Origin of the sequence: Acetobacter tropicalis (assembly GCF_001580915.1) — a bacterium.
In the GTDB taxonomy this organism is placed as follows: domain Bacteria; phylum Pseudomonadota; class Alphaproteobacteria; order Acetobacterales; family Acetobacteraceae; genus Acetobacter; species Acetobacter tropicalis.
Genome location: NZ_LHZQ01000210.1, coordinates 46,491 through 65,509 on the forward strand (window position 1 = coordinate 46,491; position 19,019 = coordinate 65,509).

Annotated in this window: 14 protein-coding genes; 7 read left to right on the forward strand and 7 right to left on the reverse strand. The window is 52.6% G+C overall.

All coding sequences use genetic code 11. The features are described 5' to 3' along the window. Complete coding sequence (locus AD944_RS10035) at window positions 1–1,305, forward strand: mechanosensitive ion channel family protein (protein WP_052427144.1); 1,305 nt, start codon at window positions 1–3, stop codon at window positions 1,303–1,305. Window positions 1,306–1,371: 66 nt separating this feature from the next. Here AD944_RS10035 and AD944_RS10040 read toward each other — a convergent pair whose 3' ends face one another. Then, window positions 1,372–2,367 (reverse strand): sulfate ABC transporter substrate-binding protein, encoded by a 996-nt coding sequence (locus AD944_RS10040; RefSeq protein WP_045542103.1) that lies wholly within the window; start codon window positions 2,365–2,367, stop codon window positions 1,372–1,374. 354 nt (window positions 2,368–2,721) lie between these two features. Between AD944_RS10040 and AD944_RS10045 the strand changes: the two genes are divergently transcribed. The 3 genes from AD944_RS10045 to AD944_RS10065 all read left to right on the forward strand — a co-directional run bounded on the left by AD944_RS10045 (window position 2,722) and on the right by AD944_RS10065 (window position 8,161). Next, entirely contained in the window at window positions 2,722–4,473 is a 1,752-nt protein-coding gene (locus tag AD944_RS10045) for an alginate export family protein (protein ID WP_236709178.1), read from the forward strand. Window positions 4,474–5,233: 760 nt separating this feature from the next. Beyond that, window positions 5,234–7,507: a TonB-dependent receptor gene (locus AD944_RS10055; RefSeq protein WP_373863242.1), complete on the forward strand. Its 2,274-nt coding sequence runs from the start codon at window positions 5,234–5,236 to the stop codon at window positions 7,505–7,507. A 348-nt stretch (window positions 7,508–7,855) separates the two neighbouring features. Further along, complete coding sequence (locus AD944_RS10065) at window positions 7,856–8,161, forward strand: SelT/SelW/SelH family protein (protein ID WP_045542105.1); 306 nt, start codon at window positions 7,856–7,858, stop codon at window positions 8,159–8,161. A gap of 257 nt (window positions 8,162–8,418) precedes the next feature. Here AD944_RS10065 and AD944_RS10070 read toward each other — a convergent pair whose 3' ends face one another. Genes AD944_RS10070 through AD944_RS10090 form a run of 5 tightly spaced genes read right to left on the reverse strand, consistent with a single transcriptional unit; the run spans window position 8,419 to window position 12,171 of the window. Next, the gene (locus AD944_RS10070) at window positions 8,419–8,733 is read right to left on the reverse strand and encodes an antibiotic biosynthesis monooxygenase family protein (RefSeq protein WP_045542106.1); all 315 of its coding nucleotides are present in this window, start codon (window positions 8,731–8,733) and stop codon (window positions 8,419–8,421) included. Between the two features lie 13 nt (window positions 8,734–8,746). After that, entirely contained in the window at window positions 8,747–9,565 is an 819-nt protein-coding gene (locus AD944_RS10075; protein WP_045542107.1) for a heme ABC transporter ATP-binding protein, read from the reverse strand. Further along, window positions 9,562–10,572, reverse strand: coding sequence for a FecCD family ABC transporter permease (locus AD944_RS10080; RefSeq protein ID WP_045542108.1), 1,011 nt, complete (start codon window positions 10,570–10,572; stop codon window positions 9,562–9,564). The genes AD944_RS10075 and AD944_RS10080 overlap by 4 nt, the downstream gene beginning before the upstream one ends. A gap of 11 nt (window positions 10,573–10,583) precedes the next feature. After that, a complete protein-coding gene (locus AD944_RS10085; protein WP_236709179.1) occupies window positions 10,584–11,528 on the reverse strand; it encodes a heme/hemin ABC transporter substrate-binding protein in 945 nt (314 codons plus the stop codon). A 58-nt stretch (window positions 11,529–11,586) separates the two neighbouring features. Further along, window positions 11,587–12,171, reverse strand: coding sequence for a biliverdin-producing heme oxygenase (locus tag AD944_RS10090; RefSeq protein WP_045542120.1), 585 nt, complete (start codon window positions 12,169–12,171; stop codon window positions 11,587–11,589). A gap of 191 nt (window positions 12,172–12,362) precedes the next feature. Here AD944_RS10090 and AD944_RS10095 point away from each other — a divergent pair, with 191 nt between their 5' ends. After that, window positions 12,363–14,669, forward strand: a complete 2,307-nt coding sequence (locus AD944_RS10095) for a TonB-dependent hemoglobin/transferrin/lactoferrin family receptor (RefSeq protein ID WP_236709180.1) — start codon at window positions 12,363–12,365, stop codon at window positions 14,667–14,669. Between the two features lie 657 nt (window positions 14,670–15,326). Continuing rightward, window positions 15,327–17,357, forward strand: a complete 2,031-nt coding sequence (locus AD944_RS10100) for an FUSC family protein (protein ID WP_045542109.1) — start codon at window positions 15,327–15,329, stop codon at window positions 17,355–17,357. A gap of 250 nt (window positions 17,358–17,607) precedes the next feature. On the opposite strand, the gene AD944_RS10110 is transcribed toward AD944_RS10100, so the two are convergent. After that, window positions 17,608–17,811: a hypothetical protein gene (locus AD944_RS10110; protein WP_045542111.1), complete on the reverse strand. Its 204-nt coding sequence runs from the start codon at window positions 17,809–17,811 to the stop codon at window positions 17,608–17,610. A 504-nt stretch (window positions 17,812–18,315) separates the two neighbouring features. On the opposite strand from AD944_RS10110, the gene AD944_RS10115 reads away from it, so the two are divergent. Further along, the gene (locus AD944_RS10115) at window positions 18,316–18,996 is read left to right on the forward strand and encodes an RBBP9/YdeN family alpha/beta hydrolase (protein WP_082741193.1); all 681 of its coding nucleotides are present in this window, start codon (window positions 18,316–18,318) and stop codon (window positions 18,994–18,996) included. Window positions 18,997–19,019: the final 23 nt, after the last annotated feature.

A 19,019-nucleotide genomic window follows, 5' to 3' on the forward strand; every position in this document is an offset into this window, starting at 1 on the left:
ATGTCCATCACATCGACCACCCTCCAGCATGAACCCATGGCGGAGACTATCCAGACTAAACTGACCCCTCTTGTCTCTTCCTTCCGCACATGGTTGAGCTGGCTTCCGCCCTCGCTCGCCTCCCTTCTGGTCCTCGCCCTCATCGGCCTTTGCGCGGCGGCTCTCAGCCGTCTGGTGACAGACCGTATTCTCATGCGCATTCCCGGGGCCAAACGGGGCGCCTTTGTTCGGTCCTTCACCCGCACCATGCGCCGCCCTGTCCGGCTGACCGTTGTCATTCTCGCCATGAGTGTGGCCCTACCCGCCTGCGGCCTGCGCGGCGAGTTACTGGATACAGTCGCGCATCTATTGCTGATGAGCTTTGTGGCCGTCATGGGCCTGGGCACCCTGCTGACCACTCGCGTAATTTCAGATGCCTATCTGGTGCGCTTTGCAGAAGCTGATCAGGACGATGATATCCTTGCCCGCAAACATGCCACACAGGTACGCCTGCTCCGGCGCGTTGCGGAAATTCTGATCTGCGTGCTAACCGTCAGCGCCGAACTGATCACGTTTGAACCGGTCAGAGAATATGGGCTGAGCCTGTTTGCCTCTGCAGGTGCGGCCTCCCTGATTGCAGGTCTTGCGGCCCGCCCTATTCTGGTGAACCTGTTTGCCGGTGTTCAGATTGCCATGACACAACCCATCCGCATGGGGGATCTGATCGCCTTTCAGGGGGACTGGACTTGGGTGGAGGAGATCACCTCCACCTTTGTGGTGCTGCGCTCATGGGACTGGCGCAGGCGGATTGTGCCCATTGCGTATTTTCTCGATACGCCTTTTGAAAACTGGACCTACAACTCAGCAGAACTGATTGGGGCGGTCTATCTGCATGTGGATTACCGCGCCCCCATGGACCGTATCCGCGCCAAGCTGGAAGAAATTGTGCGCGGCTGCCCCCAATGGACGGGAAAGGATTTCAGCGCACAGGTTGCTGACTGCACAGACCAGACCATGATCATCCGTGTTACGGCCAGCGCGCGCACGGCTATCAGAAGCTGGGATTTACGCTGTGAAATTCGGGAAAAAATCATTCGCTGGATGTGTGACCACTGCCCGGAAGCTCTGCCGCGCAACCGTCTGGCCATGACAGCAGCAGAACAGGCTATGCCCCATCCCCCCTCAGATCTGGTGGAACCTCCCTCCACGGGAAATTGGCCTGCCGTACCCAAAGGCCCCTTTGGTCCTTTCGACAGGCCACCCGTTTCTTCTCAGGCAGCCCCTCAGCCGCCTATGCCACCACAAACGGCATTCCGCCCTTTCTAAAAGGGCACCTGAAATGGGGCGCTTTTAGGCTTGGCAACCATCATACCAAGCCAGAGTCTCTCTTATTCAGCCACGATAAATCTGGTCAAAGATACCGTTGTCACCAAAGTGCTTTTTCTGCACCGTGGCCCACCCACCCAAACTGGCGATGTCAAACGTTTCCACTTTTGGAAAGCGACTTTGGCTTTCAGCAGCCACCGCGGGGTCTACGGGACGGAAATAATGTTTCGCGCCAATACGCTGCCCTTCAGGAGAGAACAGGAAATCAACATACGCTTGCGCAGCAGTCTGCGTGCCATGCTGGGCCACATTCTTATCCACAACAGCGACAGGCGGCTCCGCCAGAATGGTCACTTTGGGAACCACAATATCAAACTGGTCTGGCCCGATATCCTTGGCCGCCAGCAGGGCCTCATCTTCCCACGCCAGCAACACATCACCCAATCCACGCTGTACAAAGCTGTTTGTCGCGCCGCGCGCGCCCGTATCCAACACAGGCACATGCTTGAAAAGCGCTTTCAAATAAGCGCGTGCCGTTTCTTCCGAACCACCGGGCTGACGCAGGGCCCATCCCCATGCAGCCAGATAGTTCCACCGGGCACCCCCTGATGTTTTGGGGTTGGGCGTAACAACCTTTACATCATCACGGATCAGGTCTGGCCAATCATGAATGTTTTTGGGGTTTCCCTTTCTGACGAGAAAAACAATCGTGCTGGTAAAGGGTGTGGAATTATGAGGCAGACGCTTCTGCCAATCCTGAGCCAGCAAGCCGTGCTGGGCAAGAATATCAATATCATACGCCAGACCCAGCGTGACAACATCGGCAGGGGCCCCTTCCAGAACGGAACGCGCCTGCGCACCAGACCCACCATTCGATGTTCTGACAAAAACGGAACTGTCAGCATGCGTTTTGGTATAGGCTGCGGCAAAAGCCTTATTGATATCCGCATACAGCTCCCGTGTGGGGTCGTAGGAGACATTCAGCAACCGGATAGTGTCCGCCTTTGCGGGACGAAAAGCAAAACCGGCGGCTACGCCCCCAGCTAAAGCTGCGGCGCCCATAAAAGCGCGCCGTGACAGGATATCTGACACTGTAATTGTCTCTCCTCATACCTTGCGCGTATCTCTTCGGGTACCGCAGCAACCCCAGCGCCTAATTCACGTTATCATTTGTATATTATTCGTCAAGTAAAAACATAAATTATAGTATTTTTTGATAACCCTTATCATCATCGTATCTCACCTTTTGTAACATCCCTCTACAAACCACCCCACAACCTTAGAGAATAGTTCACATACTAACTAATATATATCGTTGTTAGTTTTATATTGCGTTTTAATTCGTGATATGCATATTCTTTTTTCGTTACGATTAAATTTCATTTATTGGTTTTATACTGCTTTTTGGGAAATCCCATGGTTGGTTTTCAGTCTTCAGCCGTTCAGCGCCTCCTCTTTCTCGCCTCACCTTCTGCGCTCTGCCTGATGGCTGCTCCGGCTATGGCTGCCGCGCCTTCTGCCGTCAGTGTTCCAACAACCATCACCCCTCAGGCCTCCACACAGACTGGCACCACTGTCCCCGCACCAGATGGCATCGCTCAGCTTCCTGCTCATTCGGGAGAACAGATTACAGTCCACACCGCCCCCCTGCCTAAAATTATCCTCTACCCGCACGCCACACCTGTCGGGCAGCCAATCCGCACCACTGGCGCACAAGGGCGTTCCTCTGGCCGACAATATGACTGGGGTGTTTTCAACAGAGGCAATGGTGAAGCAGCAGGATTTGGTCCTGTAGGGCAATACGGTATCGCGCCCTGGGCGGAAGACTGGAGCCGTCTGCGAGACAAAAGCAGGCGGACGGACCCTTTTGATATTCTCAAATACATCGCCCTGAATAACAGTGGCTCAATATGGCTCAGTTTTTCTGGCGAGACCCGGCTGCGCAACTGGTTCGAAAGTCGTCCTAATCTGGGCACCCAGAAAAACAATGATTCCGGTCGCTTTGGGGTCAGAAACCTGTACGGTGCTGATCTGCATCTGGGCTCTCACGTGCGCCTGTTTGGTCAGCTCATCAATGCGGATGCCGGGGGCTGGAATGGTTACGGTTATGGAAGCACCTACAGAAAACGGCTTGATGTGCAGCAGGCTTTTATTGAAACCCGCTGGAACATGCTGGGGGCAAAAAGTGGTTTCATGTTTGGCAGACAGCAGTTTCTGGATGCCCCATCCTATATGCTCTACAACCGGGAGACGCCCAACGTCCCCCTGTCCTGGAACGGCTTTCGGGCCTATATGGTCTGGCCACGTCTGCGTATAGATGGCTGGGATTTTGTCCAGACCAATGACAGCTATACAAAAATGTTCCGGGATACTGAAAACTACAATACCCGTCTTTATGGTTTCAACATGACATGGGCCGCACCTGATGGTCACTTCATGGGAGACCGCACCTATTCTTTTCTGGATGCCTTTTATGTTGGCTATAAACTTTCAGGCTCCGGCGGCGCTATTGCAACGGCCACAGGCAGCAGCAAAGGGTCCAACACCCGTAACAATTTTGGCATCCGCTGGCATGGAATTGCGGGCCCATTTGAATTTTCCCTTGGCGGCATCTGGCAGGGTGGGGTGTTCCGTTATGCCAAAACCAATGAAGCCCGTTCTGTCAGCAGTTATGCCATCAATACGCTTGTAGGATACCGCTTACCTAAAAACCGGTTTCATACATTTCTGGGCCTCCAGACAGATGTCTATTCCGGAGGCAACAAGAACAAGAATTCCGGCACAATCGGCACCTACATTTCTCCCTTTAATCCGCAAACCAATTATCTGGACACCACCACTTACATGACAGGATCAAACCTGATCAGCTTTGCGCCCTTGGTGAGAGCCACTTTTGTAAAATCGCTTAGCCTGCAAGTGAAATACCCGCTCTTCTGGCGTTACAGCACTCAAGATCCTGTTTACCGGTCTTCTGGATTTTATACTTTCGCTCATAATTTTGATGGGAAATTCATTGGCATGGCCCCGCAGGCCTCTCTGGCATGGCAGATCACGCCTCATCTTTCCTGGACACAATATGTCTCACGCTTCATGACATCTCACAGCCTCAACCGCGCAGGCGGGTCCAGCGCCACCTACTATCAGTCAAACTTCGTTTTCCGGTTTTAACTTCTTTTTGCAAAAACGGCTGACGAGATCCCACTTGAGAAAAGAGGAGAATGATTGTGCTCCTCTGCCCTCAGGCCAAAAATGCCTTTAACACATAGCGATATAGAAATATTACGAACACCTTATTCCAAATAAAAAATCAATGGAATAAATACAACGATTATTTGAGTTCTATTTACAGATAAAATACAAATTTATATTATTATTAAAAAATAACCACAACCAGAAATAAAAATCAAAAAAAATAACAACACACTGTGGCAACATAAAAAACCACGCATCCTCGCTGTATATATTACCACCCGCTGTAGGGTCCGGCTCCCTTCCAATAATGCGTCCTACCCCTGCCTTCCCAAGGGCCATCCCTTCTCCTGTTGCTCAATACCTGACCAGTTGCACAAACAACTCGCAGGTTAAGAGGCCAATTAGTCATGCTCCATGGGCACACTGTTACCAATTTGACACGGCCATGCAGCAAACACACCTCTGCCCTGATTCTGCTGTGCCCACTGATGTTATTTTATCGTAATGAGACGCTATCGTCATTCCAAGAGCTCATGCTCACTATACCAGCCGATGTGAACAGGACCCAATGCCCTCCTTCATGCGCCGCCTTCTTACAACCTCTGCATTGATCAGCTTTGCCATTCCAGCGGCAAACGCCTTAGCCGCTCCGACGGAGGCGCATACGGAGAGAAGCAGTAAACCTGTCCGGCAGGTCAAACAGGCCCCGAGAGCCGCTTCCTCCTCTCAGCCCTCCATGATGGGATCAACAGCCCCTACCGATCAGGCTCCTGAAAATCTGGATGTCAAAGGCTCCCGCCATCGGTCCGTGGGCGGTGGTCTGATGATCAAGGAAGATGCGCCCAAGTCCCGCTCGACCGTGACAGCTGAATTCATTCAGAAACAGGCTGCGGGCCTCAACCCCATGCAGCTCATTGAAATGCTGCCGGGTGTCAACACAACCTCTACCGACCCCATGGGGCTGTCCGGTGGGCATGTGAGCATGCGCGGTCTGACCGAAAGTCAGATCGGCTTCACGCTTGAAGGGTTCCCCATCAACGATATCGGCAGCTACGCTGTCTATCCGCAGGAAATCGTCGATCCTGAAAATCTGCGTACCATTAATGTGGAACAGGGCTCCGCCGATCTTGATAGTCCGCACATCAGCGCCACGGGCGGTGCTGTGAACATGTATCTGCTGGACCCCAAGGAACGCCTGGGCGGTAAAATAGTTGGCTCCTACGGCAACTATAATGCCCGTCGCATTTTCGGTCGCCTTGATACCGGGTATGTTGGCCACACCAATGTGCGCGGTTATGTGTCCTTCTCGGATGCTGTCGAACAATCCTGGCGCGGCCCCGGCGGCCAGAACAAGCTGCATGGTGAAACAAAGTGGGTCAGTGAATGGGGCAAAGGAAACAAAATTTCCTTCTCCCTCGTCGGCAACCAGTCAACAGGTGTGATGTTCCCATCCACCAACATGAGCGCTTGGCAGCAAAAGGGCATTCATAATGCCTATTCCTCCCAATGGGATCCCAAAAAACCCAACTCCACCTACTATCAGTTGCACCGCAACCCCTTCACCAATATCTACGCCAGTGCGCCTTCAACCTTTACGCTGACTGATAACCTGACCCTGACCGAAACCCCTTATTTCTGGTATGGGAACGGCAATGGTGGGGGCGCCTATAACGAAGACCTGACAAAGCAGCAGTACGGGTCTCAGACCATGACGGGCTCTATCGGCCCCTATAATGCGTCCAACACCAGCTCCCTGCTGCTGTATAACCCATCCAACACACAAACCTACCGTCCCGGTGCGGTTACAAAGCTGTCCCTGCATACCGGCATCAACCGTTTGAGCATCGGCTACTGGTTCGAATATTCCAAGCAGATCCAGACTGGCCCTTACAGCCTGATCGATTACGCCACCGGCAAACCCAATGATCTGATGGGAAGCGGCCCTCACCTTCTTCTCTCTAACGGTGAAACCGCACAATATCGGGACAACCTGACCCAAACCCGCATTCACACCATGTTCATTGCAGACAGCCTTTCCCTTCTGCATAACCGCCTGACACTGGAAGCTGGTCTGAAATATACGGTAGTCAACCGGCAGGGTCACAACTTCCTGCCAGACACCTCAACTGGCCCCTATATCAACGGTTCCTGGCAGCAGCCTCTGCCCGCCGCTTCTATCCGTTTCAAGATCAACAACGAAAACCAGCTTTTCGCGTCCTCTACTACAAATTTCCGTATTCCCATGAATACGTCTCTCTATGATTCCGGCGCCTACTTTGCAGGCAGTGGCTATTCCACCCACGCCAATGCCAACATGAAGCCTGAAATCTCGATTTCTGAAGAATTTGGCTGGCGTTATCAGGGACCGCTGGTGATGAGCTCCATCACCTACTTCCATTACAATTTCACCAACCGCCTATACCAGCAGACCGTGGTCATGCCGAATGGTGATTATTACAGCCAGAGCATCAATGGCGGGAACTCCCATGCCGATGGTGTGGATGTTGAAGTGGGTACCCGCCCGATCCTCTACCATCTCCGTCCGTATTTCTCCGCAGAATATATTAATGCACGCACGGACAGCAACGTGGCCGCTGGCAGCGGTAGCGACTATGTGTTCAGCAAAGGCAAGTTCGCACCCCAAACCCCTAAATACTCACTGGCTTTCAATCTTGATTACGATGACGGTCACTTCTTTGCAGGATACGGCCTGAAATATATCGCCAAGCAGTATTCCTCCTTCAACAATGACCAGCATATTCCTGGCTATCTGACCATGAACGTCAATGCCGGCTACCGTTTCAAGGACTGGGGTGTTCTGAAGGCCCCCACCCTGCGCCTCAACCTGCGCAACATCACGGACCGGCACTATCTTGGCTATGTAAACGGAACCGCGGCCAATGGCTTGGCCACAACAGGCGTGTTTGGCTCCAAGATCAGGGCTGGCAACAGCACTTACTCCATCGCCGCTCCTTTCATGGTCATGGGCAGCGCAAGCGTCGAGTTCTGAAGCATCTAGCTTCACCAGCAAAAAACGCCGGGCGTAAAAACCCGGCGTTTTTTTATGCCCTCTATTGACTCTTCGTTGCTAACGTCGCCTGCATAATAATCACTCCTCTTGTCGCCTATCATTCAAACGCACCTCATTCTCTCCAGCGTTTACATAATCAGCTTTTTTCTCTTTTTCTGAGCAAGTCTGATCTTACCGCAGCGTAACGGAACCTGCCTTTTGCGCTCTACGCAATAGCGCTTCCCGTTCATTCTCCAAGAATATTTTCCATCCGGCGCTTTCACACATGCTATAAACCCACTCTGATCTTTGTCTCCCCATCTTTCGCAAAACTCAAGTGGTGTCGGCATGACTGTCTTTTCTTCCACTGCCCCTCGCGTTTCCATTCGCTACTGCACACAATGCAACTGGCTTTTGCGCGCTGGGTGGATGGCGCAGGAGCTTCTGTCCACATTCGGGCAAGAGCTGGGAGAAGTTTCCCTTATCCCTGATACAGGAGGACGGTTTGAAATTTGCGTTAATGATCATGTCATCTGGGAGAGGAAACAGGATGGTGGTTTTCCTGACGCGAAGGAACTAAAACGACGCGTCCGCAATGTGATCGCCCCAGACCGTGATCTGGGCCACATTGATCGCCACTCTCCCCAAAACTGAAGGAACAAAAACCCATCTGTTTTGGAATATTTTAAATTTTATAACTATTTTATAGAAGTTTATAAATATTGTACATGAAGAGGCCGAAAAACCTCTCTCAAGAATTTTCCACATCTTGAGATATCAATCAGTCATAATTGTCATTCGATCATGAAAGGAGGTCTTTAGATGCCTCCTTCCTGCATTTCCAAAATCACCGTCAGGCCAAAAAACTGCCGTATGGTTCAGAAATATACGGCAGAAAGAAATGGAAAATCTCAGTTGGTAATATTCTGAAGAACCTGGAACCCCTCAAAAACCGGGGGACCAACTGTCAGTGGTTTGCCCTCTCCCGCATTGGCATGAGCGGCCCGAAACTGTTCGGATTTTGTCCACCCGATAAAGGCATCATAAGACGCCCAGACAGTATGAGAGGCATACAGCACATAATCCTCATACCGTGGCCCCTGAAGAAACTGAAAGCTTTCAAAACCGGGAACCGTTTTCAAAAGAACTTCACGGTCAAGCCAACGCTTTTTAAAAGCTTCCTCGTGGTCAGGATGAACCTTGAAGCGATTCATGGCGATATACATATGCTTTCCTTTTTCATGTCCTTAAAGATGAACGTTCCATCAGATCGTGCGGTATGATAAACGGCCGACCTGTGCCAACGTGAGTCACATAATTGCGTGACTGCACTCCAAACACCTCTGCCAGAAGATGGGTGTTTAGAACTTCCACCGGCTTACCCTGCGCATGCAACCGCCCTCTAGACAAGACTGCAATGGTATCAGCACAGGCTGCCGCCCAGTTAAGATCATGCAACACCAGCACAACGCTCCCGCCCTGTGCAGCGTACGCAAGCACACACTCCATGATCAATTTCTGGTGGGCCAGATCCTGCGCGGCTAGAGGTTCATCCAGCAACAGAATGCCAGCGCCCCGACTCTCCACCCCACCGTGCAACTGAGCCACCACGCGCGCCAGATGCGCCCGTTGCCGCTCTCCTCCGGAAAGGGTAGTGCTATCCCGCTCCCCAAAATCAGCCAAACCCACGCGGTCGAGAACCGATTCTATAATCTCATTTTTCTTTTTTCGGACAATATGTTTCCCAGTATAGGTTAACCCCATACTCACCAGATCCTGCACAGAAAAACGTGCTGTTGTTGTGCACTCCTGCGCCAGAAGCGCACGGTGCTGAGCAAGTTCCATGCCGCTGAATTCTGCCATATTGCGACCACCAAGCCACACGGTGCCAGATGTGGGCTGTATGGAGCCACTCATTACCCGCAACAGCGTACTTTTCCCGGCACCATTTGGGCCAATAATTGCAAGAATTTCTCCAGGCTTTACGGAAAGATAAAGCGATTCCAGAAGGGTTTTATTCTGACGAACAACACAACACTCCTCAAGGCGCAGCTTCATGACACACTGCTCCCTTTATGGGTGCGCACCAATAACCAGACAAAAACCGGCGCGCCCAATATGGCTGTGATAATCCCTACCGGCACTTCTGCTGGCGCGGCCACAATACGCGCAAGCGAATCTGACATCACCAGAAGCATGGCACCCAAAAGAACACTGCCGGGTAAAACCCACCTGTAATCGGGCCCTGTGACCAACCTGACAAGATGTGGCACCACCACGCCAATAAACCCTATGGACCCAACCATGGAAACCGAGGCCCCCACAGAAGCCGCACAGGCCACCATGGCAAGTTGCTTGGTACGTTCAACCGGAAACCCCATCAAACTGGCATCAGCCTCCCCCAGCAGCAAGGCGTTCAATGGCTGCGCCAGACCGACTGTGCAAAGCAGGGAAACTGCAAAAAAAGGAAGAACAAGCAGAACACGTGACCAATTAACCCCCACCAGGCTGCCCATGGTCCAGAACGTGATATCTCTCAAAGCCTGATCCGTTGCACGAAACACCAATATACCTGTTAGCGCACCACAGAACGCAGAAAATGCCACACCAGCCAACAGAATAGTGCTGATAGATGTTTCTCCCTGCCGCCTGGCAAAGAGATAGAGTAACGCAGTTGCGCCAAATCCACCCCCCATGCCACCAAGTGGGAGGCTCCACGCTCCATATGCGGGCGGAAGAAACTCTGGCACGCCACATACAATCAAAACGGATGTTACAAGCCCTGCACCGGAGGAAACACCTATCAGACTTGGGTCTGCCAGAGGGTTACGGAACAACCCTTGCATGATGGCACCCGCTCCCCCCAGGGCCGCGCCAGCCAGAACTCCCATTGCAACACGCGGCGCACGGATAAAGAGCACAACCTCCCGGTTAAGGGCCTGGTGCGCCTGAGAGGACACAAGCGCCCAGAGATTGATGTGTGTTGCGCCAATATTCAGAGAAAATAAAATTGAGATCAGAAGAGATAGAAGGATAATGACCAGAAAAATAAGTTTTGTGCTCATTCTACAAAACTTCAAGCAGGCTTGCGAAACATACTGAGTCTTCGGCTCAGTTCAAGGGCGACATGCGGCGTGTCAGGACCAAAGCCAAGCATGCGCCCTCCTTCCATTGGCACAAACCCTTTGCTTTGTCCGGCAGGTGTTTGCTGAAACGCCACAGACCCCAACAGTTCAGACTGTATCCGGGACGCACTTTGTGCCATCAGCAGCACCACCTGCGGTGCCATAGGAATAAGGGCTTCATCATTCAGCATCTTGTAACCATGCATACTGCCGGCAGCATTTACACATCCTGTCAATTTTATCATGCTATCTGCAGCGGTTCCAGTTCCTGCCACCATGGGTCTTCCATTTTGCATACTCATGACAAAAAGGACTTTGAGTGGAGGAGTGGGCAAAGCCCGGCGCCACTGCGCCAAAGCATCAAATCCCTCGCTTATGGTCTGACACAACGCATCACCTTCTTTCGGGCTGTTTATGATCGTGGCCAAAAAGCGTGTTCTATTCAGTATTGTTTCTGGCGTAGGCGTGGAATCCACCATAACGACTGGCACAGATGAGGCCATAAGCTGCTCAATAGCTGTGGGAGGCCCGGCATCATTCAAGCTCAACACAAGATCTGGCTGAAGGGAGAGAACACCTTCGGCTGAAACTGTCCTCATATACCCAAGAGATTTCTTTTTCTGTAAAGCCTCAATCGGCCATGTACTGGTGGTATCCACAGCCACAATCCGGTCCTGCGCGCCCAGTGCATAAAGGGTTTCTGTAATGGCACCACCAATGCAGGCAATACGCTGCGGTGTACCCACGACAACATGCCTGCCCCGGCAATCTGTTATGTCTCTTTGTGCCATTTCACCGGATGAATGTGCGCTGGCTGCCGCTCCGCCAAAAGCAGCAGCCAGCCCCGCCCCCATCCCCACCATCATCATACGGCGCGAGACAGAGTAGCTGGTCACCTTTCCCTTTTCAGAGAAAGATGTTCTGTAAAAAGGTTTCTTCAGAAGAACCATAACCTTACGCCGCCTGAAGATAAGGTTCGCATCGCTCCAGATACTGTGTCACACGCTCAAACGCTGTACCAGCATGGCGCACACAGACAGATGTATCCAGATTGGCATGATCAATAGCGGCCTTGAAACTCTGCCACGCATGCGCCCTCCCCTGCGCATCCGGAGCAAAATGTCTGGCACCAAAATTCACGGTAAGGCCCATATCCTGAACACGTTTTGCCAGAACAGCCGCCCCCAGCTTTGATCCTTCCGCAACATATAACCACCCGATAGCCGCAGAAACACTCCCGGCCACAGGCGGGTTACGCCGCACCATCGGGTAAGGCACACACAGGTCCTGCATATCCTGTTCAATAAGCGCAAGGCGGTTTCTGGACGCTATGTCCGGCACAAGGGCAGCGACATCCGCCCTTGCGTAAAGATCCGCTATATCGCGATGAAAAAGATACTGTACCGCCAGAAAAACCGTATAGCGTTCATGGCTTGAAAACAGGTTGAGAGCCGTCATGCGGTGATCAAGCCGCTCATGCGCTGCGTGTGTACACTGCCTGAGCACGCTGATCAGACCAGCTTGTGTGTGCAACGTCATGTGCCCCCCCTTTGCGGTGTTTTTATACGGATGGTTTGGCGCCGGACCTGTGAACATATGCCCCCCATACCCGCACTATGTCCGGCGCCTGCCCGATTCTATATCGCAAATGATAATCATATGCAACTAGATTGACAAAGAATTCTTCCACCCTCTATTTTTGCGAATAATTCTTATTATCGGAGTCGCTCATGACCATTCGCGCGCCAGGAGCATTCTGGCCTCCTCTTCTAATGGCTTCGACTATCCTTTCCATCCCTGCTATAAATGCTCACGCAGCAGAACATTCTTCCGTTTCCGCTACTCCGGCAGAAACGCAACAGGCCACCCCCACACAAACGCCTTACAAAGCATCCCCACAAAAAAGCACTGTGATATTGCGGCCTGTACGGGTGCGCGGCAAAGCTGACATTATTGAGTCAATGAAAATTGATCCGGATGCAGATTACAGCGCAACCGGAAAACCACGTGTTCTGACAACCACAACAACCATGAAAACGTTCCAGGAACGCATGGTTGATAATTTATCCGACTATGCGCGGCGCGTAGATGCCGCAGTAAACTACAATGCCAGCAACTTCAGCATCAACATGCGCGGACTGGACCAGAACAGGCTCCTGACTACCATTGATGGTGTCAGAACCGTATGGGCCAATGATGGCGCACGCGGCGTGGAAGGCGGGGTTGCTGCATTTGACTTCAACTCACTTGGCGCAATGGATATTGTCAAAAGTGCTGATTCCAGCTTCTTCGGCACAGGGTCTCTTGGGGGAGTGGTTGCCCTCCGCACACTGGACCCGGAAGATATTCTAAAAAAGGGCAAGACTTTTGGTGGCTTGTCTAAACTGACATATGATGGATCCAGCGAGAGTGCCTACCTTAATCAGGCTCTGGCTGGCCGATATAAGAATACCGTATTTCTGGTTCAGGGCGGCTACCAGAATGGTAGTGAAATCTGGAACATGGGCAAAACAAGTGGAAGTGGCACAACCCGTTCCAAAAAGAACCCGCAATCTTATGAGCAAGGAAATTTCCTTGGTAAAATCCGCCACTATTTTGCAGGCGGGCACAGAGTTGGCCTGACAGGCGAGTGGTTTGACCGCAATTCTGATGAAAATACACTCACCAGTGTTGGGTCCACCTACAGCCATTACCGCACGCGCGAAGAAAACAAACGCTCCCGTGTATCCGCCAATTATGACTATAAAACCCCCAGCCCGACGGCTTTGTTCAGCGAAGGCCACTTTCTGGCCTACTGGCAACAGATGAACATGATTACAAATACTTCGTCCAACAGGCTGGCGGCCCCACGCGGGGAATATGACCGGAATTCAGATCTTTCCGTGCAGTCCTACGGGGTAACAGGCTCTGCCACTGCCAATCTTTTCACCGGCCCGGTACACCACGCCCTTACCTTTGGTGGGGAAGCCTATATGACAGATACCAGCCAGTATGCAGCCGGAAGAGATAATTGCTCCCCCGCCATTTTCTCCTGCAACTTCCTGCATGTGAACCAGTCTGACATGCCACGGGTTCATGGAAATGATCTAGGAGCCATTGTACAGGACCGCATGGGCATAGGCCGAAATGAATGGTTTCACCTCACCCCCGGTTTCCGGTTTGATTGGTATGAACGCAACCCGCAGGCAACGGCCTCCTACACGTCCAATGCCGCATATATGGGCGAGCCTGGCCGCTCTAGCGGCTCCCGTTTCTCACCAAAGGTTCTGGCAGAAGCAAAAATCTTACGGAATCTGACCTTATATGGCCAGTATTCGGAAGCCTTCCGCGCCCCCTCCGCTACAGAACTTTATCTTACCTATGGCGGTAACGGCAGTTACGTAAATATTGGCAATGCCAACCTTAAACCTGAAACCAGCCGAGGGTGGGAAGTAGGCGCGCGGTATGGAAATTCTGACAAAGGTGCTACTATTTCTTTCTATGATAACTACTACCATAATTTTATTGATACCATTACCACCACATCAGCCGCTGCGGGGATTGGCGGGTATTATCCCATGGGCGTATTTGAATATGCCAACCGCCAGCATGTACGGATTTACGGTGTAGAAGCCAGCGCCCACTGGACATTTGACACACATTGGCAGGCCTGGACCTCTCTTTCCTATGCAAATGGCCGGGATACTGATGAGAACGTACACCTCAACTCCGTTGCCCCTTTTCGTGGCATTATCGGGTTTGGCTACAAACAGACCAACTGGGGGGCCAGCCTGTCCAGCACCTTTGCGGCTGCGCGTGACAAGGTACAGGACCCAACCTCCAGCAAGAATAAAACACCCGGTTATGTCCTCTTTGACCTGACGGGATGGTATTCTCCCTCTTTTGCAAAAAAACTGCGCTTGCAAGCGGGTATGTACAACGTTTTCAACAAAACCTATTATAATGCACTTGATATTCCAGACAGTTCTTCCCTGCCCAAAACCTATTACACACAGCCTGGCAGAACCTTCAAAGTGACTGCCCTGATCTCCTTCTGATCCTGTTTTCAGAACTGCCGAATGAATGAGTGCAGGGTGCCCACCCCGCACTCATCTTGTTTGTCTGCTTCCCTTACGCATGGCCAACATTTTGCACGCGCCTCAAAGGCACAGGGCGCGACGAGTGTAACAGCAGCCTTATTTTCTAGGAATACCCAACTCCCGGCCAGACCACGGGTTCTTGTTAAAAAGCCAGAGGCCTCACTCTATTCTGGACCACTCTCTGCCGCTCTTCTCATGGTGTTTGTGGTAAGCCCGTGGCAAGGAACCGCTGCCATGCCTCAGGCCTGGAGTTTCTTGAAACCGCAAAAAACAGCCATTTTCGCCACATTATTCTTGTTACAACAAAACTTATTGCATTGTGCGAACAGGCATGACAGAACGGCCAGCTCCTTCACGTTATTGTTCCTTTGGTGAGCGCCCAGAGCCAATGTCACTCCCGGCCTGTTCTTTGCAGCCTCCTCATCCTGCCTTGGTCTGTACACAGGATTTGAGTTTCACGAGAGTGATATCTCTGCGATGCTCTTCAGAACCACACCCTATTCTATTCATTTAAGACACGTAAACTGACCCCTTCTTTCGCTCTCCTTATCCATTATCCCTGTCCTTGCAGCCCTCACCGCCCCCTCTCTGCCCCAGAACTGACTGCCCCGCCCGATGAAAAAAAGCCTGTCTTTTCCTCTTTCCCGCAAACACACAGTGCTGCGTGCAGTTTCCGGCAGCATCATGCCCTCCGCCCTTGCCCACTGGCTGGGAGTACGTGCCATTGCCATTGCACCCGAGCAAATTGCTATACGGGAAGGGTTACGGGCTGGCGTAGCCGTAGGGACAGTCATGATTCTGGCGCTGCATCTGGGCATGCCGCTTATGGCATGGGCCGCTTTTGCAGCGTTCTGGACGTGTCTGGTTGATCCGGGTGGCCTTCTGCGGCGTCGCCTTCAAACCATGGTTACCTTCGCTGCGGCAGGAACACTCATAACGGGGATGATCTCGGCTGCAGCCGGGTATGGTACTCTCCCCGCGTTTATTGGCCTCGGCCTGTGTTCCTTTCTGTGCGGACTGGCCCGTATGCGTGGGGCCATTGCCACGCAGATCAGCGTACTGGCAGCCATTGTTGGCGTAGTGGCCGTATGTTACCCACAAACTCCTTTCGGAGCACTGCATCTTTCCGGTTTGTTCATCATGGGGTCCGCATGGGCCACCCTTATTTGCATGGTGGCGTGGCCTGTAGATCCCTACGCCCCTCAGCGTCAGGCATGTGCGGCCATTTTTCGGGAACAAGCCCGCATGACACGCCGCCTGCTTCAAGTTGGGATGGCCGCCAAACCGGAAAGCCTGATGCAGCAGAACACCATAAGCGCCTACCGCCGGGACATTCGCAGCCGGATTGAACAGACACGTGCAAAAATAGAAGTTCTGTCTGCCAGCGCCCTCACCAGCCACACCCGCAAAACCCTTTTGCCGGCAGTAGAGGCCGCCGACCGTATTTTTATTGCCGTAATGGCTTTTGAACACGCCATCCTGTCTGGCTCGCCCGCCCCCACACCTCTGGCCCGCCGCACCATTCGGCTTCTTGCCTCCACCCTGCAACGCGTCTCTCGGGAAATCCTCTCGACCAAGCCCCGACCGGATGCACTGCAACGACAAATCCGTTTCCTGATAGTCGTGAGCGAACGGGAAGATGACCTGTTTGCCAAGGGAGCCCGTTTATGCGCCACAGCCCTCACGGATCTACAAACGGCGTGGCAAAAGCCTACCCCAGCAGCACCGGAGACCCGCCCTGTTAGTGCGCCAGCCCGTGCTACCCTGCCAACACGGCTTTTCCTGCGCCATGCGGCACGCCTTTCCGTTGGCGTTATGGTAGCATATGCCATCTCCCTAAAGCTGGAGCTGTCTTATGCCTACTGGGCCATGATGGCCGTGGTGGTCGTCACGCAACCGCAGGTTAATACCACTTTGCCGCGTACCATTGAGCGCGTGGCAGGCAGTATTGCAGGGGGGCTTCTGGCCGCCATTATGGGTGTTTTGCTCCCCATGTGGAGCATTCTGCTTCTGGTGTTTCCCCTGGCAGCCGCCACTATCGCTCTGCGCAGCGTGAATTACACATTGTGTGTCATGTTCATGACCCAGTTGTTTGTGCTGGTGACAGACCTTGTCAGTCCTGCTCTGGGCTGGGATGTGGCGTTAGCACGGTCCATCAACAACATTATAGGCAGCCTGGTTGGCTTGGCCGCGTGCCTTCTACTTTGGCCGGAACGGCGCAGCCCTCCGTTACCCACACTGATTGCCGCCGCTTTTAAAGCCAACATGCAATACGCCGCTCTCGCCACAAACCCGCAACCCGTGGACTGGCCTCATATTGAACGCGCCCGCAGAACAGCGGGCACAACCAGCACGCAGGCGGAAATCCAGTATCAACAGGCCCGTGTGGAAGGACTTCGCCGTGCGGAATACCTGAACATCAGTGCGGAAATCCTATTTCTACTCCGCAAAATGGCTGGTGCCGCCAGCGTATGGTGGCTGGAACAAACCACACCCCCTTCCGCCGTTGCCCTCCAGAGAGCAGAGCTCTACGCCAAATTGAACAAGGATCTTGCCTCTGCGCAACAAGACGGCACGCCAGAAAGTGAGGTGACATTGGAAGCTCTTCTGGCTCAGCTCCGCTGTCTGGATCTGGACGTCTTCTAGGAGGCTGAGAGAGGGTTTTCAGGCTCTGATGCGCGCCATGAAGCAAGACACCAATCGATTGGGTTCCAGTCTATGCGCTGCATCAACGATAGCTGACTTCTAAAAAAGCACCCGTAATCAATGCTCAGCTCTCTGAGCGTGATGACTGCCGCCATAAAAAAAACTGCGACCCCCTCAAGCCGCAGTTTCTCTTCTCCAATCTTCAATTACCCTACAAAGAACGGATAAACCCGCCTGAAATACCTGTTTATCAGGCAGCCAGGCGTTCAACGCGGCTTTTACGGAACTGGCTGGCCACAACCCGCGCCATAACGGCAAGGTCAGGCTTTACGGCGTTATGCAAGACTCGCACACTTTCATGCGCAGCGTAGAAACGCCGTCCGCCATGCCCTTTGACCTGAATGGCTGTTCCCAGAAAAACGCCATCTATTTCAATAACTTTTGAATCCAACATAATGACTTACCCTCGAACACAAGGCTTGTAAAAGCCGTATCCGCCGGCAGTCTCACTACCGGCAACTTTTAGAGCGCATGCTCAGATGCGCCACAACACCACATTCGGAAGCGGCAACATCGGCCTGCGCCCATTTTGATATCCACCATGAAAGCTCTCCTTTCATCAGCGTCCGACCGCATGCCGGAACAACGCAACAATGATCGGTTCTTTAGGCAGTGTCAATATTTTAAAACGATTCCATTTCGTGTTTAATTTTCACGCCAATCAGAATGGTTGTATAATTATTTTATTATTATTTTACAATAAGATATATGATATTCCCTTTTGCAAACCCTTCACGCGCCTGTAGCCTCACAGATCAAGACTCTGACAGAATCCCATCTCATCGCATTTTTTAACTTATATTTTTGTTTTTTATAATGTATCACCACACTTGATAGTGCCTTATGGCGTTCCAAGCCCAAGCCGGGGCCTGACCATAGGGAAGAGGAGTTTTGTCTGATGCCAACATCTCTGCGTCATTCTGCTGTTCATCCCCACGCGGCAGATTTTCTGGCAACAACCCCACGGCTTTCCCCTGCATTGGTCCGCGCGCTCTCCCCGTTCGACATGCTGGTGGTGCCGGGGCTGTTTGGGTCTGATGAAGATCATTGGCAATCTATCTGGGAGGATGTGTTCCGTGGACATGGGCTTTCCATAAAACGGATAGAGCAGAAAAACTGGTCTCACCCCACCCTGTCTGAGTGGCAGGCCAAACTGGAACAGACACTTCAGGCCAGCCGCCGGCCCGTGCTGCTGATTGCCCATAGCCTGGGTGCCATCCTGAGTGCGCATCACGGGCTGAAGCACCCGGCATCTCCAGTAGCAGGGGCTCTTCTGGTTGCCCCCGCAGACGGTGAACAAAGTGGTGGCCCAGATGCCGCACGCCTTGCCTCTTTCCTACCTTTGCCAGACAAACGGCTGCCATTTCCAAGCACGGTGATTTTCAGCCAGAATGACCCATGGTTAACCCCCACCCGCGCACATCAATTGGCTGGCAAATGGGGCGCATCCCTGCTGGATGCCGGTTATACAGGCCATATCGGGAATAATTCGGGCGTAGATTACTGGCCGTTGGGGCTGAACGCCCTCCACTCACTGGCGCTGACATGCCACGCGGGGCAGATGCCCGCCCACGCATGATTGCTCCCGGCACTGCCATTCGC